Consider the following 14,390-nt stretch of genomic DNA (forward strand, 5'->3'; position numbering starts at 1 on the left):
TTTTGCCTCCTGTAAAATTGTTGTAATATCATTATAAGTAGCAAAGCGGACTAATTTCAACAAGTTTTTTTTAACATTTCTTTACCTCTGTTAACATTTGTACCTATGTGCTGTTGAAAAAAGCGACAATAAGTTGTATAATTATTATATAGCAGAATGGAGGAAAGCAATATGTATGAAATGAAACGCACTGTAAATTGCAGCCAGATAGGTTCGCATGGCATAATAAGAAATAGTTGCCTTGTTGACCTTTTGCAGGATTGCTCTGTTATCCACCTTGACACTCACCCTGTTATGTCGCCTTTTTTTGAGAAAGAAAACTGCGTGATGTTTCTTGTGTCAAGACAGCTTGATATAGTCCGCAGACCTGAGCAAAACGAAAAGCTCACCGTCAAAACATGGACATATGAGCTAAAAAGAATGTATGGCTACAGAAACACAGTTATATATGACGAAAACGGTGATATCTGCGTGAAGTCTATAGCTTCTGGCGCTTTCATGGACAAGACCTCTCAGCGGCCTATAAAAGCTCCACAAGAGCTTGTTGATAGGGTGAAGCTCTATCCAAAGCTTGATATGGAGTATCTTCCAAGAAAGATAGCCCTACCTGATACTGAGCCACAGGTATATGAGGATATCCCGGTGCTGAAATGCTATATCGACATGAACGAACACGTCAATAATGCGAGATATCTTGACATAACAGACGAGTTTGTGGAAAACGAGTCTGCTGTGAAGCGTATCCGTGTGGAATATAAAAATCCCTTGAAGCGTGGTAAAGCCATAAAGGCTCTTGTTTATACCGATGAGGGCAGAAAATTTGTGGAGCTTTGTGATGAAAATAATAAGCCATATTGCATTACCGAGTATGATTATAGGTCATAATGCACAAATTGAAGCTTGCAATAAACTGACTTTGTTGTATAAAACGCAGAAAGCATATTAATCCTATTGACATAGTAGGAATAAAGTGATATAGTATAACCATAGCAAACATAAGCGGTACAGAAAACCGCATAAAATAATTTTCATATCGGAGGTAGATTAAAATGTCAAAGATCTATAAGGGCGTTTCGGAGCTTATCGGAAAAACTCCAATAATCGAAGCAGTTAATTTTGAAAAGGCAGTAGAGGCTGACGCAACTATCCTTGCAAAGCTTGAATATTTCAACCCGGCAGGAAGCGTTAAGGACAGAGTTGCACTTGCAATGATCGAGGAAGCTGAGAAGAAGGGCGTTCTCAAAAAAGGCGCAACTATTATAGAGCCTACATCAGGAAACACAGGTATCGGTCTTGCGGCTGTGGGCGTATCAAAGGGCTACAAGGTAATTCTTACAATGCCTGAAACAATGAGTATCGAAAGAAGAAATCTTCTTAAGGCATATGGCGCACAGATAGTTCTCACAGAAGGCGCAAAGGGCATGACAGGTGCTATCAAGAAGGCTGACGAGCTTAAGGGCGAGATCGAGAACTCAGTTATCCTCGGTCAGTTCGTAAACCCAGCAAACCCAGCCGCTCACTTTGCAACAACAGGTCCTGAGATCTGGGAAGACACAGACGGAAAGGTAGACATCTTTATCGCAGGCGTTGGCACAGGCGGAACAGTAACAGGTGTTGGTCAGTATCTCAAATCAAAGAACCCTGACGTTAAGATAGTAGCAGTTGAGCCTGCAACTTCACCTGTTCTTTCACAGGGCAAATCAGGTCCACACAAAATTCAGGGTATCGGCGCAGGCTTCGTTCCTGATGTCCTCGATACAAAGGTTTATGACGAGATCCTCCCTATCGAGAATGAGGACGCTTTCAAGACAGGCAACAAGTTCGCTAAAACAGAGGGTATCCTTGTTGGTATTTCATCAGGCGCAGCACTTAAAGCCGCTGAGATACTTTCAAAGAGACCTGAGAACAAGGGCAAGACTATCGTTGCACTTCTCCCTGATACAGGTGAGAGATATCTTTCAACAGCACTTTTCGAGAGCTAATTTCTCAAACATACAAAATCGGAAAAGGGCAGACAGTCAGGCAAGCTGACGTGTGACCCAATGAACAAGCTTTCTTCGATCAAATCCGATATAAAAAGCCGCAGGGTATACAGTTTTTACGCTGTATGCCCTGCGGCTTTTATTAAGGCAACACCGCAAAAAGATTGTGCGGTATTGCCTTAAATAATCCCCTTATAAGCTTTAACCCATTATGTTATTATCAGAATAATCAGGCTCATACTCATAATCTATTCCGAGAGCATCTGAGAAAGCCTTTGAAAGCTTGTCGTAATCAATGCCGAGTGCATTGTCTGTGTCATAAGAATTATCCGAATCGTCACCATCTGCCGAGTTTAAAGAAATTCCGAAGCAAACCTTGTCCTCTGCGTCAATAACAGGTGTGGAAGAGACGTTGTAATCGTCAATGTAAAAGTTTGATATTATGTTTGTGACCTGCTCCGCAACAGCAGTGCTGCCTGCTCCCTCCGGCACGTCCAGTGACATATATATAGTTTTTCCCTTATCTGACATTGCTTTCTTTATGCGCTCAGGTATATCATAAACGCTGTCAAGCTTCTTGGCATTCTTGCATATGTAGCAATCGTCAGTTGAATTGCATTCAGGGAAGTCCTCTTTGTTCCAAGGATAAGAGCCGTCGTCCTTTGCAGTGTCAGGTACGTTGAAATATGCGTAGTCAGGAGCTTCGTTGCCACCGTCAAATGTCACATCAAGGTGATACCATTTGCCATCTATCTTCACAACGTTCCAAGCGTGTTCGCCGTTTTCTGTTGAGTGTATTATCTTGCTGTCGATGCCTAGAACATCAAAAAACAGCTTTATTGTTGTTGCGTTTCCCACACAGATAGTAGAGTGGTCATGGAAAAATCCGTAAGGATTGTATGACTCGTCATCTTCACTTTCATCAGATATCGCCACAAGAGAATCGTCATTAAAGTGCGTCTGAGAGAACACATAATCATAAACAGCCTTTTCCTTGTCATATTCGCTCATGCCGTCTTTGATTATCTCGCCCACAGCCTTTTTTAGCTCTTTGAGTATGTATTTGTCCTTATCGTCAGTGAGCTTTGAATCATCACCCGACTTGTAAGCTTCAACCACTGCCGTATCATCATAGATAGGGTGTATCTCACCGTTTACGTTGCCGTCACCGTCTGCGGGATCAAATATATCCTCCCCCAGAATGTTAGAAAGCGTGTTTTCCAGCTTTTCAAGCTTGTCGTTAAGCTCTTTTATCTTCTCGCTGTCGCTGCTTTCTGTTTGTGATGATGTGCTTTTAGCAATTTTAGTATCAGAACTGCTTTTATCTTTTGCACAGCCTGTGATACCCGCTGTAAGGCAGGTCAGACAAAGTGCGAAGGTAAGTATTTTTTTCGCAGTTGTCATTTTCTTTCCTCCGTTTTTTAATTTATCATGTCTGTTATCTCGTCAGATATCTCGTCAGCATTGTCAGAGATAACAAGCACCCAGTAATCTCCAGCCTGAAATATCTTTGCCGCCTGTATTTTCTTTGTTTCTTCAGGCTTGTAGTTTTCATATTGATTAAGTCTGTAGCTCAGCCTGTCTGCAAGCTGGCTTTTTGCACTGCTTCCGTCAGCCATTTTGAGCATTGATATCTCGTCAGCATAATTGCCGTCAGAGGAGTAAAGTATTCCTCCGTCGCTGAGCTTGTCAGCTTCTATACCATAAAGCTTTTCGGTATTCTTTGTGAAGCTGTCCTCACCGTAAAAAGTCGAAGCGTCCATGTGGTCGCCCTCTATTGCCGAAAGGATATCCTTTGCAGTTTTACCGCTGTCTGCCGTAGATGTAACAGCACTTTCGGAGGCCTCAGACGAAATGGTGTTGTCTGCTCCGCATGATGTCATTGAAAGCGTGGTAAGAACTGTAAGTGCAGATGTTATCACGCAAAGTACTCTAAGAAACATATCTTTCCCCTTTCTCTGTCAGCCTTTCCTGACGACTTAAATTATAGCACTTTTGCAAGCTGTTTTCAATGAATTTAAGAAATTCATAAGAAAAAATACCATAAAAATATCCGTCCTGTAAAAAGACGGATATTTTACTATGTTATTACCAAGGCTTAACAGTGCCGACTATCTCAGAGATGTTGTTTATACCGTTGTCTTCGCAGAATTTCTGCATACCCTCGGCTATCTTCACAGGTGCATAAGGGTCAGCAAATATTGCCGCACCTACCTGAACAGCACCTGCGCCTGCCATCATCATTTCAATGGCGTCCTCCCATGTAGCGATACCGCCCATGCCCATAACAGGTATTTTAACAGCGTTTGCCACCTGCCATACCATTCTTACGGCAACAGGGAACACCGCAGGACCAGAAAGTCCGCCCACGTTGTTTTTCAGTATAGGACGGCGTGTCTTTATGTCTATACGCATACCGAGAAGCGTGTTTATAAGGGAAACAGCATCAGCACCGTTTGCTTCAACAGACTTTGCAATGTCCACAATGCTTGTAACGTTCGGTGAAAGCTTTACCATAAGAGGCTTTTCTGTAACGTCCTTAACAGCCTTTGTGACCGCACCTGCAACGTTGCAGTCAGTGCCGAAAGCCGCTCCGCCCTGTTTTACGTTCGGGCAGGATATGTTAAGCTCTATCATGTCAACAGCCGTGCCGTTGAGCTTTTCTGCAAGCTCTGCACATTCCTCAATAGTTGAGCCTGCTATGTTGGCTATTATCCTTGTGTCCTTTGTTACAAGGTTTGGAAGCTCATAGTTTATGAACTTGTCAACGCCGCCGTTTTGAAGTCCAACAGAATTGAGCATACCGCTTGGAGTTTCCGCAACTCTCGGACCGGGGTTGCCCTCACGGCGGTGAAGCGTAGTGCCCTTTACGGATATTCCGCCAAGCTTTGAAAGGGGATAGAACTGCTCGTACTCTCTGCCGTAGCCGAACGTGCCGCTTGCAGGGATAACAGGGTTTTTGAACTCAACTCCGCAGAAATTCACATTTATCCTATTCATCAAACACTACCTCCTCGCTGTCGAATACAGGACCGTCCTTGCAAACGTGAGAATTGAACTCCTGACCGTCCTTGACAGTGCGGCATACGCATACAAGACACGCACCCACGCCGCAAGCCATTCTCTGCTCAAGAGATACCTGACAGTAAATGCCGTTTTCCTCACATATTTTTGTGATATTTTTCAGCATTATCATTGGACCGCAGGCATAAACGATATCAGGCTTTTCGCTTTTAAGCACGTCAAGAAGTGCGTCAGTAACAAAGCCCTTTCTTCCTGCCGAGCCGTCGTCAGTGCAAAGCTGAACGTCACAGCCCATAGCCTTGAAGTCCTCCTGCAAAATAACAGCCGCAGCGTTTCTGAAACCGCTTATAACAGTGGCGTTCTCGCCGTATTCCTTTGCAATGCCCACCATTGGAGGTGTGCCTATGCCACCGCCGATACAGACAGCTTTTTTGCCCTTTTCAAGCACCTTGAAGCCGTTACCCAACGGTGCGATAATGTCAACAAGGTCGCCCTTGTTAAGCTCGCTTATCTTGTCAGTGCCGTGACCTCTTACCTCAAAAACAAGGCGGATAGTACCCTTGTCCTTGTTGATATCGCAAATAGAGATAGGTCTGCGGAGGAAAAAGCCCTCTGCCTGCACCTGTGCAAACTGTCCTGCCTTTGCCGCCTTTGCAATGTGCGGACAGTATATCTCAATGTCAAAAATTCCTTTTGCAAGGGTCTTTTTTGAAACTATTGGGTATTTACCCTGCTTGTACATTAAAAATCCTCCCTGTACTTAGTTCTTTACCTCATTCGGAGCGTTCACCGCATCAAAAACGAGAGTGACCGAGTTATCATTATCAGTATAAGTAAGCTTTAGCGTGTAAGCGTCAGCAAAATAGCTTATCTCCTGCCTTTTGGACATATTCTCCCACCCTGCAGGGGGTGCAAAATCCACTCCGCTGTCGTCAACAAAGATAAGATCAAGATCGTCGCTGTCCATTTCGATAGTGCCTTTTAAGCAGGGATTGCCTGCTTCTGCATCATACATGAGATAATTGCCGTTTGAACGGATAATAAGGCTGAGATAGCCAGAATAAAGCTCGCTGTTGTCAAGGGGCGTTTCACGGCATTTCCACTCGCCTACGATACATCTTGGAAAATCGCTTTGCTCCTGCTGACTTTCTGTCAAAGAGCTTGTATCCTCGTTCTTTGCGCAGGAGCATAATAGCAAAGCTCCCACCGTCGCTGTAAACAATATAACGCCCTTTGCTGTCATACTCAGTCACTCCTTTAGTGTTTATTCAAGTGTGATCTTTGGCAGATATGAGATTATATCCTCTTTCATTCTGATAACTTCACGTCTTGCAGCCTTTGCAAAATCATGCTCGTCACAGTTATCCTCTTTCTTGTATGCACACATTACGCCACGGGAGGAGTTTACGATAGCACCAAGTCCGTGATCGTCAAATGCCTTTGATACGCCCTCAGCACCGCCGCCCTGTGCACCGTAGCCCGGTACAAGGAAGAATGTGTGCGGCAGAGCCTTTCTCATCTCAGCAAGCTGCTCAGGATAAGTCGCACCCACAACTGCGCCAACACCGCTGTAGCCATACTTGCCCATAACGTCCTTGCCCCACAGCTCGCACATTGAGCCCATTGTGGCATAAACTGTCTTGTTGCCTATCATAAGATCCTGAAGCTCACCGCTTGACTTGTTTGATGTCTTTACAAGAACGAAAATGCCCTTGTCATATTTTCTGCACTGGTCAAGAAGCGGGTTTATACCGTCTGAGCCGAGATAGCCGTTTACAGTGAGAGCGTCTGCACCGAAAGCTTCCACAAGTTCACCGCCAACATCAGTAAGACCAAGATGTGCGGTTGCGTAAGCTTCCATAGTTGCACCGATATCGTTTCTCTTGCCGTCTGTCATGACGAACATACCTTTTTCCTTTGCATACTGTATAGTCTTGTAAAGGGTCTTTACACCCTCGTAGCCATACATTTCATAGTATGCAGCCTGTGGCTTGATAGCAGGGCAGATATCGTGTATCTCGTCGATTATAGTCTTGTTGAACTCCCATATAGCCTTTGCCGCACCCTTGAGCGTCTTGCCGTATTTCTTGAACTTCTTTTCCTTGATGTATTCGGGAACATAGTCAAGCTTTGGGTCAAGTCCCACTACTGACGGGTTCTGTGTCTTTACGATATTTTCAATAAGTCTGTCAAATGCCATTTTTATCTTCCTTTCGGATATTTTTATATTAAAGCTCAAAAACGAGCTTTCCTCTGCATATTGTGTACATTACCTTGCCTTTGAGCCTTGTGCCTTTGAACACGCTGTTTTTGCTCTTTGAATTAAGCTCCGCCGGGATAACTTCCCATTCATAGTCAGGGTCAAAGATACAAAGATCGCATCTTTCGCCAACTGCTATCTTGATAGGCTCAAGCCCCATTATCTTTCTCGGATTTACCGACATTATCTCTGCTATCTTGTCAAGACCGCACTTGCCACTGTGATAAAGCTTTGTAAGCGTAGCTGCAAGGGAAGTTTCAAGTCCCACAACACCGTTTGGAGCTTTCTCAAAGTCAGCCTTTTCCTCTGCGGAGTGTGGAGCGTGGTCGGTGATGATGCAGTCGATAGTGCCGTCAAGAACAGCTTCCTCAACAGCCGCCCTGTCCTCCTCAGTTCTAAGTGGAGGCGACATTCTGAAATCTGCGTCACGGGCTAAAAGCTTTTCGTCTGTGAATGTGAAATAGTGCGGCGCAGTTTCACAGGTGACCTTAACGCCGTCCTTTTTCGCCGCTCTTATGATGTTCACAGAGCCTTTGGTGGAAACGTGGCATATGTGAACTCTCGCATTGCAGCTCATTGCAAGGCATATCTCACGGGCTGTGATATAGTCCTCAGAGGCTCTGTCCATGCCCTTTACTCCAAGCTTTTCGGATATATCGCCCTTGTTGATGATACCACCGTTTATTATCTTCAAGTCCTCGCAGTGAGAAGTCACGATAAGACCGTTCTCGTTAGTCTTTTCGATAGCCTGACGCATAAGCTCAGCGTTCTCAACAGGTCTGCCGTCATCTGAAATGGCGGTAACTCCTGCGGCTTTGAGTGCGTCATAGTCGCAAAGCTCCTGACCTTTCATGCCCTTTGTAACGCAGGCAATAGGGAAAACGTCGATACCTGTTTTCTTTGCCTTTTCAAAAACGTATTTCACGCCCTCAGGGGAGTCGATAGGCGGCTTTGTGTTCGGCATACAAGCGACGCCCGTGAAACCGCCAGCCTTTGCGGCGTTCGCACCTGTGATGATGTCCTCCTTGTAGGTAAGACCTGGGTCACGAAAGTGAACGTGCATATCGAAAAGCCCAGGCAATGCACAAAGCTTGCCCTTTGCGTCGATAACTCTCTGAGCATGCTCGTCAGTTTTTCCAAGGCTGACTATCTTTCCTCCGTCAATGCCTATGTCCGTTATACCGTCAAGCCCTGTCTGAGGGTCGCAGGCACGGATATTTTTGATCAGTAGCTCCATTTTTACTCCTTTTTATCTTAATCAAGTCTTTACTGCACAAAAGCTGCGGCTAAACATATCGTTCAGCCGTAGCCCTTGAAAATTCGTTATTTGCCGTCGTAGAACGAGCCGTCAGAGTCTTTTCTCTCGCATGAGTAAACTCCGTCAGAGTTCTGGAAAATGAACTTGCAGGTAGCGACCTTGTCGCTCTCGTCCTCAGATGGTACAGAAAGGTTTTTGTAGGAAATAGTCGAGAAGAACTTCATTCTCAGACCGATGTCAACAGTTGTATCTCTGTCAGACGGATTTACAAGAAGCTGTATCTTTCCGCTTCCCCCATCCTCCTGAATTTTAAACCAGCCCTTTGCGATAACTGAGCTGTTATCAGTGTGAGTGATAGTGAAATCGCCCTCGTCAGAGAACTCAAAAGTGATGTTTGCGTCTTTATCTGTCCATGTTCCAGAGATAAGCTCTCTTGAATCGCTTGATCTTGACGGCTGATTGAATACATATGTACAGATGAAAACACCTACTACTACAAGAACTACAAAGAGTATTCCAAGCAAGCCTGAAATGAATTTTTTCATATTATTCCGCCTTTCTCCCTTATTATTTTGTATCGGATATTAGTCCTTTATCTGAAGTATAGCACCTCTGTTTGCAGAAGTTACAAGTGAAGCGTATCTTGCAAGATAGCCTGTTGTTACCTTTGGCTGTCTTGGCTTCCAGTTCTTTCTTCTTTCAGCAAGCTCCTCGTCAGATACTTTAAGTGTGATAGAGCAGTTGTCGATATCTATTGCTATCATATCTCCTTCTTCAACAAGTGCTATAGGACCGCCTACGGCTGCCTCAGGTGAAACGTGACCGATAGAAGCACCTCTTGAAGCACCGCTGAAACGTCCGTCAGTGATAAGTGCAACAGTTGAGCCAAGACCCATGCCTGCGATAGCAGATGTAGGATTGAGCATTTCTCTCATTCCAGGACCGCCCTTTGGTCCCTCGTAACGGATAACTACAACGTCGCCCTCAACTATCTTGCCGCCTCTGATAGCAGCGATAGCGTCCTCCTCGCAGTCGAATACTCTTGCAGGACCCTCGTGGGCAAGCATTTCAGGTGCAACGGCTGAACGCTTAACAACGCAGGTGTCAGGAGCAAGATTGCCTCTGAGAACTGCGATTCCGCCTGTCTGTGAGTATGGGTTGTCTATTGGTCTGATAAGCTCAGGGTTCTTGTTTACAACGCCGCTGATGTTCTCGCCTACTGTCTTGCCTGTGCAGGTCATGCAGTCTGTGTTGATAAGGTTTTTCTTGTTAAGCTCACTGAGAACTGCATAAACTCCGCCTGCTTCGTTGAGGTCTTCCATGTATGTGTGACCGGCAGGAGCAAGGTGACAGAGGTTTGGCGTTCTCTTTGATATCTCGTTTACAAAGTCAAGGTCAAGCTCTACTCCGCACTCGTGAGCGATAGCAGGGAGGTGAAGCATTGAGTTTGTTGAACAGCCAAGCGCCATATCAGCTGTGATAGCGTTGATGAAAGCGTCCTTTGTCATGATATCTCTTGGTCTGATGTTCTTCTTGTAAAGCTCCATTACCTGCATACCTGCGTGCTTTGCAAGCTTGAGTCTTTCAGAATATACAGCAGGGATAGTGCCGTTTCCTCTAAGACCCATGCCAAGAACTTCTGTAAGGCAGTTCATAGAGTTTGCAGTGTACATACCTGAACAGCTTCCGCAAGTCGGACAGGCTTTGTTCTCAAATTCCTCAACGTCATCAAGAGTGAACTTGCCTGCGTTGTAAGTACCAACAGCCTCGAACATACTTGAAAGGGAAGTCTTTTTGCCTTTAACGTGACCAGCCAGCATTGGACCGCCTGATACGAAAATAGTAGGAACGTTTACTCTTGCGGCTGCCATGAGCAGACCAGGAACGTTCTTGTCGCAGTTTGGTATCATAACAAGAGCGTCAAAGTGATGAGCCAAAGCCATGCACTCTGTTGAGTCTGCGATAAGGTCACGGGTAACGAGAGAATACTTCATTCCCATGTGCCCCATAGCGATTCCGTCGCAAACAGCGATAGCAGGAAATACAACAGGTGTTCCGCCTGCCATTGCAACGCCCATTTTAACAGCTTCAACTATCTTGTCAATGTTCATGTGACCAGGAACTATCTCATTATATGAAGATACGATACCAACGAGAGGTCTGTCCATTTCTTCCTTTGTCATGCCAAGAGCATTGAAAAGTGATCTCTGTGGAGCTTTGTCTACTCCGTCACAAAAATAATTACACGCCATTTTTTATTACCTCTTTTGAAAAATATATTACTGAGAGCGGTATTATTCTCCGTCCTCATTCTCTTTTGTTTCAGCCTCGTCTGAGCTTTCCTCTGCCTTTGCAGGGTGCAGACGCTTTCTTACACCGTATGCAGAGCAGTATTCGCAAACGATATCCAGCACTGAGAATATGATAAGCATAAAATTCATTGAGAAGATACCTGTCACAAGCACGAACGCCGCAGGGATAATGAAAAGCGGGATCCCAGTGCCGTAAATATCTTCAAAATGATTGCCTTTTTTATATTGCCTTATCCAAAGCACCCAATAAAGTGCGATAACGAGCAGTGCAACAACAGCCCATATTATGAAAAGCAGCTTGCTTGAAAAGCCTACCTTGTAATCTCCGATAGCAAGGCACATATAGCCTATGCAGCCAAATCTGCCCACACACTTTGCAATGAAAACGATAATGTTCTCGTCCTCAAGCTCAGGCTTGTCGGCAGGTGTCTTGAAGCAGGCTATCACCGCAGGTATCAGCAAAAGCAAAGTAGGTATAAAACCTATTATACTGAACTTCATTTCGTTTTGTCCTCCTTAGCGGAATGGTCTGTGCTCCACTTCTAATACTTCTCTCTTCATTGTGCGGACTGCTTCATCAACAGCCGCCATAAGCTTTTTCTCAAGTGGTGTGCCAAAAGAATCGCTGTTATAGCTTACGCCAAACTGACACTTGAGATCACAATGCTCGTAGAGCGGACAATAATAGAAATAAGTCGCCCTGCCTCTGTCCTCGACCTTTGCCTTGAAGCACACATATGGGCCCATATCATTAACAGGCAGATACATCAATGCGTCATCAGGCACGCCGCCATTTTCCACCTTTTTGATAAGTTCATATATCTTGTTATCCGGTGCGTCAACAACGCCAAATAGCGGAGTGTTATCATCGGAATAGCCCGAATCATAATCATCATCGTTAATGTTCGGAAGGTAGGACGCTATATAGCAGATATCGCCATCCGTGTCAAGAAAATCACCGCTTAGATCAAATGTGACCTTCGTTCTTATCTCGCCATCCTCGCCGTCATATATCTCAAAATCCACTTTTCTTGAAGGCTTTGCAGGAACGTTTCCCGTGGCAAGCACTTCCGGTGAAGTGTGGTATGTCGGTCTTGTATAAGCACAATTGCTTCTCTTGCTTGAACTTGAAGTGGTTGCAGTGCTTGGTTTGCTTGAAGTTGTGGTGCTTGAAGAGCCGTTTATAGCCTCGTTTTTCTTGTCCATAGCCTGATTGAACAGGTCTTTAAGTCCTGTCGGACCGTTGCCGTTCTTTGCTGCAGCGTTGTCGATAGCGTCTACCGCACCTTTTAATATCTTGTCGAAAAGTCCCATTTTGAATTCCCCTTTACATCTTTATTACTTTTTGTGTGAAAGTCCAAGGAATGCCGCACCTATAATGCCTGCGTCATTTCCAAGCTTTGCAATAACTATCTCAGTGTTCTTTGCTGAATTCTTTGTGTAAATTTCCTTAGCCACAAGCTCTTTCAGTGGCAGGAGCAGAGGGTCGCCCTCGTTGCATACGCCGCCGCCGATACAGAGAATATCAGGCTGGAAGATGTTTATTGTGTTTGTGATTCCGCAAGCAAGATACTTTATGTATTTGTCAACAACTTCCTTGCCTGCCTTATCGCCGGCTCTCATGGCGTTGAACGCAGTTCTTGCTGAGACCTTGCCGTCCTCTTCGTTCATTTTCCACATGATAGAGTCCTTGTCCTCGAACATAGCCTCTTTTGTCATTCTTACAAGACCTGTTGCAGAAGAGAATACCTCAAAGCAGCCGTGTCTGCCGCAAGTACACTGCGGACCGTTAGGGTCGATAACAGTGTGACCTATCTCAGCACCTGCAAAGTTGAAGCCTGAATATATCTTTCCGTTAATGATTATTCCTCCGCCAACGCCTGTGCCGAGAGTGATGCAAACAGCGTCGTTCGCACCCTTTGCTGCACCTGCAACATACTCGCCGTATGCCGCAGCGTTAGCGTCGTTCTCAACATAGCAAGGCTTGTTGATAAACTTCTTCATAAGGTCAACAACGTGGAAGTTAAGGAAACCAAGGTTGTTTGAATACTCAATAACGCCCGTGTCAGAATTTGCAGTGCCAGGTGTGCCGATACCTACAGACTCTATCTGCTCTATCTCCAGCCCTGCGTTCTTTACAGCTTCCAAAGCGACCTTAGCCATATCTTCGCAGATCTCCTCCGCAGGTCTTGGCAGATTGGTCTTGCAGGTAGCCTTTGCGATTATCTCAAATTCTTCATTTACAACACCTGCTTTGATGTTAGTTCCGCCAAGATCAATACCAATGTAATACTTCATAATTTTTTCTCCCTTTTATTTTCTGAGCTTACTGAGCGTTATCGCTCTCAGTGTCATCGTCATATTCGTGAAAGTTTATCTCTTCCTTTTCCTCTTTTGGCTTTTGGGCTTCAGCCTTTTTTGCTACGGCGTCATATACCAGAAGATACACAAGCTCCAGCACCACAAAGCTGATAAGACCTATCCAAAATGAGCTTGCCACAAATCCGATAATAAAAGCGATCACAAGTGCGCCAAGCTCACCTATCTCTTTTTTTAGGTCAAGTTTAAGCATTTATCTCACCTTAGTCTATCTTTGTAAGCACGAATGTGCATTTGCCCTCAACAGTATACTTGCCAGTGCCTGCTGAAATGAATACGCTTTCGCCCTTCTTTGCAGAAACAGTTTCGCCACCGCTGATAACAGGCTCACCCTCGAGAACGAGAATACTGTTGAAGCTGTTTTCGTCAGCGTCAAGCTCAGCCTTTGTTTCAACGTTCACCCTGTATGTTGTGAAGTATTCGCATTTTGAAAGAAGCTTTATGTCATAGCCGTCTTTCTTCTCAACAGGTGTCTCAGGATACTGCTCAGCAGGAGCAAGCTTTGTTACGTCAAGAGCCTTGTTAACGTGAAGCTCTCTAGGCTTGCCGTCCTTGCCAACTCTGCCATAGTCATAAATTCTGTATGTAGTGTTTGAGTTCTGCTGTATCTCAGCAATAAGGATACCCTTGCCGATAGCGTGAAGCGTGCCGGACTTGATGAAGAAAACGTCGCCCTTCTTAACAGGTACAGCGTTTGTTACTTCAAGAAGCGTGTTGTCAGCGATCCTTCTTGCAAATTCTTCCTTTGTTATCTCGTGCTTGAAACCGTAGAGAAGAGTTGCACCCTCGTCACAGTCAACAACATACCACATTTCTGTCTTGCCGTATTCGCCTTCAACTCTCATTGCATAATCGTTGTCAGGGTGTACCTGTACAGAAAGATTGTCCTTAGCGTCAATGAGCTTAATAAGGATAGGGAAGTTCTCAAATCTTTCGCAGTTCTTGCCAAGAACGCCCTTGCCTGCCTTTTCGATATACTCATTGAGTGTCAGACCCTTGTATTCGCCGTCAGCAACAACGCTTGGACCGTCCTTATGACAAGAAAGCTCCCAGCTCTCTGCGACCTTATCATAATCGCACTTTTTGCCGTACTCATCTCTAAGTCTGGTACCGCCCCAGATGTAGTCCTTAAATGCTGGATCAAGTTTAAATATTGACATTTTATATAGCCTCCA

The 14,390-nt window shown here is 45.0% G+C and carries 16 protein-coding genes; 2 read left to right on the forward strand and 14 right to left on the reverse strand.

The genetic code is table 11. From position 1 onward, the window contains the following. Window positions 1-171: 171 nt before the first annotated feature. Together RBI_RS03355 and cysK are read left to right on the forward strand one after the other, a co-directional pair. A complete protein-coding gene (locus RBI_RS03355) occupies window positions 172-885 on the forward strand; it encodes an acyl-[acyl-carrier-protein] thioesterase (protein ID WP_038671058.1) in 714 nt (237 codons plus the stop codon). A 164-nt stretch (window positions 886-1,049) separates the two neighbouring features. After that, window positions 1,050-1,982: a cysteine synthase A gene (gene cysK, locus RBI_RS03360; RefSeq protein WP_038671060.1), complete on the forward strand. Its 933-nt coding sequence runs from the start codon at window positions 1,050-1,052 to the stop codon at window positions 1,980-1,982. A gap of 201 nt (window positions 1,983-2,183) precedes the next feature. Here cysK and RBI_RS03365 read toward each other — a convergent pair whose 3' ends face one another. The 14 genes from RBI_RS03365 to RBI_RS03430 all read right to left on the reverse strand — a co-directional run bounded on the left by RBI_RS03365 (window position 2,184) and on the right by RBI_RS03430 (window position 14,375). Then, the gene (locus RBI_RS03365) at window positions 2,184-3,386 is read right to left on the reverse strand and encodes a transglutaminase domain-containing protein (RefSeq protein ID WP_038671062.1); all 1,203 of its coding nucleotides are present in this window, start codon (window positions 3,384-3,386) and stop codon (window positions 2,184-2,186) included. A 17-nt stretch (window positions 3,387-3,403) separates the two neighbouring features. After that, window positions 3,404-3,925 (reverse strand): DUF4358 domain-containing protein, encoded by a 522-nt coding sequence (locus RBI_RS03370; protein ID WP_022286642.1) that lies wholly within the window; start codon window positions 3,923-3,925, stop codon window positions 3,404-3,406. Window positions 3,926-4,070: 145 nt separating this feature from the next. Next, entirely contained in the window at window positions 4,071-4,982 is a 912-nt protein-coding gene (locus tag RBI_RS03375; RefSeq protein WP_038671065.1) for a dihydroorotate dehydrogenase, read from the reverse strand. Next, on the reverse strand, window positions 4,975-5,748 hold the full coding sequence (locus RBI_RS03380; protein WP_038671067.1) for a dihydroorotate dehydrogenase electron transfer subunit: 774 nt from the start codon (window positions 5,746-5,748) through the stop codon (window positions 4,975-4,977). The genes RBI_RS03375 and RBI_RS03380 overlap by 8 nt, the downstream gene beginning before the upstream one ends. 18 nt (window positions 5,749-5,766) lie before the next feature. Further along, entirely contained in the window at window positions 5,767-6,249 is a 483-nt protein-coding gene (locus RBI_RS03385) for a hypothetical protein (RefSeq protein ID WP_038671069.1), read from the reverse strand. Window positions 6,250-6,270: 21 nt separating this feature from the next. Next, window positions 6,271-7,206: an orotidine-5'-phosphate decarboxylase gene (pyrF, locus tag RBI_RS03390; protein WP_022286638.1), complete on the reverse strand. Its 936-nt coding sequence runs from the start codon at window positions 7,204-7,206 to the stop codon at window positions 6,271-6,273. Window positions 7,207-7,234: 28 nt separating this feature from the next. Further along, window positions 7,235-8,503: a dihydroorotase gene (locus RBI_RS03395; protein WP_038671071.1), complete on the reverse strand. Its 1,269-nt coding sequence runs from the start codon at window positions 8,501-8,503 to the stop codon at window positions 7,235-7,237. A gap of 86 nt (window positions 8,504-8,589) precedes the next feature. After that, entirely contained in the window at window positions 8,590-9,069 is a 480-nt protein-coding gene (locus RBI_RS03400; protein WP_051706392.1) for a hypothetical protein, read from the reverse strand. A gap of 39 nt (window positions 9,070-9,108) precedes the next feature. Next, complete coding sequence (gene ilvD, locus RBI_RS03405; protein WP_022286635.1) at window positions 9,109-10,776, reverse strand: dihydroxy-acid dehydratase; 1,668 nt, start codon at window positions 10,774-10,776, stop codon at window positions 9,109-9,111. A gap of 42 nt (window positions 10,777-10,818) precedes the next feature. Beyond that, complete coding sequence (locus tag RBI_RS03410; protein WP_038671073.1) at window positions 10,819-11,337, reverse strand: hypothetical protein; 519 nt, start codon at window positions 11,335-11,337, stop codon at window positions 10,819-10,821. 15 nt (window positions 11,338-11,352) lie between these two features. Beyond that, window positions 11,353-12,150 carry a hypothetical protein gene (locus RBI_RS03415; protein ID WP_038671075.1) on the reverse strand — a complete coding sequence of 266 codons (798 nt, stop codon included), beginning with the start codon at window positions 12,148-12,150 and terminating at the stop codon, window positions 11,353-11,355. Between the two features lie 24 nt (window positions 12,151-12,174). Next, window positions 12,175-13,134 (reverse strand): ROK family protein, encoded by a 960-nt coding sequence (locus RBI_RS03420; protein ID WP_038671077.1) that lies wholly within the window; start codon window positions 13,132-13,134, stop codon window positions 12,175-12,177. Window positions 13,135-13,162: 28 nt separating this feature from the next. Then, window positions 13,163-13,408, reverse strand: a complete 246-nt coding sequence (locus tag RBI_RS03425; protein WP_038671079.1) for a hypothetical protein — start codon at window positions 13,406-13,408, stop codon at window positions 13,163-13,165. 10 nt (window positions 13,409-13,418) lie between these two features. Continuing rightward, window positions 13,419-14,375 carry a type I phosphomannose isomerase catalytic subunit gene (locus RBI_RS03430; protein WP_038671081.1) on the reverse strand — a complete coding sequence of 319 codons (957 nt, stop codon included), beginning with the start codon at window positions 14,373-14,375 and terminating at the stop codon, window positions 13,419-13,421. Window positions 14,376-14,390: the final 15 nt, after the last annotated feature.

It is taken from the genome of Ruminococcus bicirculans (ex Wegman et al. 2014) (genome assembly GCF_000723465.1).
In the GTDB taxonomy this organism is placed as follows: Bacteria; Bacillota; Clostridia; order Oscillospirales; family Ruminococcaceae; genus Hominimerdicola; species Hominimerdicola aceti.

Bases quoted from the DNA above. Each gene is read 5' to 3' on its own strand.
- RBI_RS03355 (WP_038671058.1), top strand. From the start codon at position 172: ATGTATGAAATGAAACGCACTGTAAATTGCAGCCAGATAGGTTCGCAT.
- cysK (WP_038671060.1), top strand. From the start codon at position 1,050: ATGTCAAAGATCTATAAGGGCGTTTCGGAGCTTATCGGAAAAACTCCA.
- RBI_RS03365 (WP_038671062.1), bottom strand. From the start codon at position 3,386: ATGACAACTGCGAAAAAAATACTTACCTTCGCACTTTGTCTGACCTGC.
- RBI_RS03370 (WP_022286642.1), bottom strand. From the start codon at position 3,925: ATGTTTCTTAGAGTACTTTGCGTGATAACATCTGCACTTACAGTTCTT.
- RBI_RS03375 (WP_038671065.1), bottom strand. From the start codon at position 4,982: ATGAATAGGATAAATGTGAATTTCTGCGGAGTTGAGTTCAAAAACCCT.
- RBI_RS03380 (WP_038671067.1), bottom strand. From the start codon at position 5,748: ATGTACAAGCAGGGTAAATACCCAATAGTTTCAAAAAAGACCCTTGCA.
- RBI_RS03385 (WP_038671069.1), bottom strand. From the start codon at position 6,249: ATGACAGCAAAGGGCGTTATATTGTTTACAGCGACGGTGGGAGCTTTG.
- pyrF (WP_022286638.1), bottom strand. From the start codon at position 7,206: ATGGCATTTGACAGACTTATTGAAAATATCGTAAAGACACAGAACCCG.
- RBI_RS03395 (WP_038671071.1), bottom strand. From the start codon at position 8,503: ATGGAGCTACTGATCAAAAATATCCGTGCCTGCGACCCTCAGACAGGG.
- RBI_RS03400 (WP_051706392.1), bottom strand. From the start codon at position 9,069: ATGAAAAAATTCATTTCAGGCTTGCTTGGAATACTCTTTGTAGTTCTT.
- ilvD (WP_022286635.1), bottom strand. From the start codon at position 10,776: ATGGCGTGTAATTATTTTTGTGACGGAGTAGACAAAGCTCCACAGAGA.
- RBI_RS03410 (WP_038671073.1), bottom strand. From the start codon at position 11,337: ATGAAGTTCAGTATAATAGGTTTTATACCTACTTTGCTTTTGCTGATA.
- RBI_RS03415 (WP_038671075.1), bottom strand. From the start codon at position 12,150: ATGGGACTTTTCGACAAGATATTAAAAGGTGCGGTAGACGCTATCGAC.
- RBI_RS03420 (WP_038671077.1), bottom strand. From the start codon at position 13,134: ATGAAGTATTACATTGGTATTGATCTTGGCGGAACTAACATCAAAGCA.
- RBI_RS03425 (WP_038671079.1), bottom strand. From the start codon at position 13,408: ATGCTTAAACTTGACCTAAAAAAAGAGATAGGTGAGCTTGGCGCACTT.
- RBI_RS03430 (WP_038671081.1), bottom strand. From the start codon at position 14,375: ATGTCAATATTTAAACTTGATCCAGCATTTAAGGACTACATCTGGGGC.